General features: G+C 60.5%; 2 protein-coding genes. One reads left to right on the top strand and one right to left on the bottom strand.

Features of this window, described 5'->3' with window-relative positions; translation table 11 throughout:
• The first annotated feature begins 88 nt into the window (after positions 1 to 88).
• Positions 89 to 855, top strand: a protein-coding gene (locus A9D15_RS16200; protein WP_425304720.1) for an IS5 family transposase whose coding sequence is annotated in 2 segments (ribosomal slippage) — positions 89 to 410 and positions 410 to 855 — 768 coding nt in all. Because the reading frame shifts where the segments join, the coding sequence is not laid out codon by codon here.
• Between the two features lie 329 nt (positions 856 to 1184).
• Here the strand turns inward: A9D15_RS16200 and A9D15_RS04630 are convergent.
• Positions 1185 to 1990 (bottom strand): IS3 family transposase (locus tag A9D15_RS04630; RefSeq protein WP_066762217.1); only part of this gene is annotated, 806 nt, incomplete at its 5' end.

Raw genomic sequence — 1990 nt, 5'->3', positions numbered from 1 at the left:
CTAGGCCCTGTTGACAAACTGGATTCACAATCGCTGCGAGATGTGATTCAAGATAGCTTTTGCGGAGGTTATCTTGGCGCGGTTGCTGATGGAGGATGCCGAGTGGGCATTCTTTGAACCCTTTTTGATAGCGATCCGGGGGCAAGGCGGTCGCCCGGCCTCCAACCACCGCCTTGTTCTCGATGGTATTTTCTGGATTGCTCGAACCGGTGCTGCCTGGCGTGATCTGCCTGAAGAGTTCGGCAAGTGGTCGAGCGTGTATCGCCAGTTCCGGCGCTGGACCCTGGCCGGACTTTGGGAACTGGTGCTCGATGCCCTCAACGATAGCGGCGCAGCGCCAGACAGCGTCCAGATGATCGACAGCACCGTGATCCGCGCGCACCACTTGGCAGCGGGCGCAAAAGGGGGACTCAAAGACAGGGTTTTGGCCGTTCAAAAGGTGGCTTCACGTCCAAGATCCATCTCATTACCAACGCTCACGGCCTCCCTGTCCGGGCGGAAGTAACGGGAGGTGAAGTATCTGACTTCAAAGGCTTCGATGCTCTGGTCGACGATGACCTGCCGACGGCTCGCGTGTTCCTGGCTGACCGGGGTTATGACAGCGATCATATCCGGGCAACGATCACCGAGCGTGGCGGAACACCAGTGATCCCGGCCAAGGCCAATCGCAAAGAGCCGATCCCGCACGACACCGTCACCTACGCCTTGCGGAACCGTATTGAGCGGTGCTTCGCCAAGCTCAAATGCTCGCGCCGCCTCGCAACCCGATACGACAAAACCTCAGCAAGCTATCTCGGCTTCATACATATCGCCGCCGCCCGCCTCTGGACCAATCAGTTTGTCAACAGGGCCTAGGGCAGCCGGCATCTTGCCCGATAGACCGGCTGCTTGAAACGGAGGGTCGCTGCGGTTCATACCCTTGTCTTCGGCGACCCTTTGCTTTCATACAGAAATCTCTGCGTACTAACGTGTGAAAACAATGACGACTTGCAGCTCGTTCTGATTATGACGCGGAGCCTCACTAAGGTTGCATGATTGAGATCCGTACGAGAACGGGTAGACCGGTTTTGACGCTCGGGACTAAGACGAATTTTGCTTCAGTGCTGGATTTGAAGATGCCCACTTGAGGTGGTCCCGCCTTCCTGGACAGTTTGGCGGCTGAGTTAAGCTAATCCCGGTTGTCGTTATGCCGCCTTCTTGATCATCAGATCATGGGGGGCATGCCCCCCATGATCTGATTGCCCGATCCGCCGATAGGCCTCCACCGGGGTTCGTCCGGCTAGGCCCGAGTGCGGACGCTGGGTGTTGTAATAGGTGATCCACCGGCCAAGGCCAGCACGCAGCTCGGAGCCGGTCTCGAAGGCATGGAGGTAGACGCACTCGTACTTCAGGGACCGCCAGAGCCGCTCGATGAAGACGTTGTCCATCCACCGCCCCCGGCCGTCCATGCTGATGCGGACCTCGGCCTCGCGCAGCACGCTGGTGAAGGCCTGCGACGTGAACTGGCTGCCCTGGTCGGTGTTGAAGATCTCGGGCTTGCCGTAGCGGGCCAGCGCCTCCTCCAGCGCCGCAACGCAGAAGCCGGCATCCATCGTGTTCGACAGCCGCCAGGCCAAGACCTTGCGTGTGGCCCAGTCCATGATCGCGACCAGGTAGAGGAAGCCCCGACGCATCGGGATGTAGGTCACGTCGGCGCACCAGACATGGTTGGGCCGCTCGATCGCCAGCTTGCGCAGCAGATACGGATAGACCCGGTGCTGTGGGTGCGGATCGCTCGTGCGTGGCCGCTGGTAGATCGGCGTCAGCCCCATCTTCGCCATCAGCCGCCGCGCCCGCCTGCGACCGATCTCGTGTCCGGCACGCCGCAGGTGCCGCGCCATCTGGCGACTGCCGTACCATGGGCATTCCATGAAGGTCTCGTCGATCACCGTCATCAGCGCCAGCGTCTCGTCCGTTTCCGGCACCGGTGCGTAGTAATAGGACGAGCGGC

Origin of the sequence: Croceicoccus pelagius (assembly GCF_001661915.1) — a bacterium.
In the GTDB taxonomy this organism is placed as follows: Bacteria; Pseudomonadota; Alphaproteobacteria; order Sphingomonadales; family Sphingomonadaceae; genus Croceicoccus; species Croceicoccus pelagius.
Note: the sequence above shows the minus strand (reverse complement) of the source record. Positions and strands in the feature narration are given on the sequence as shown.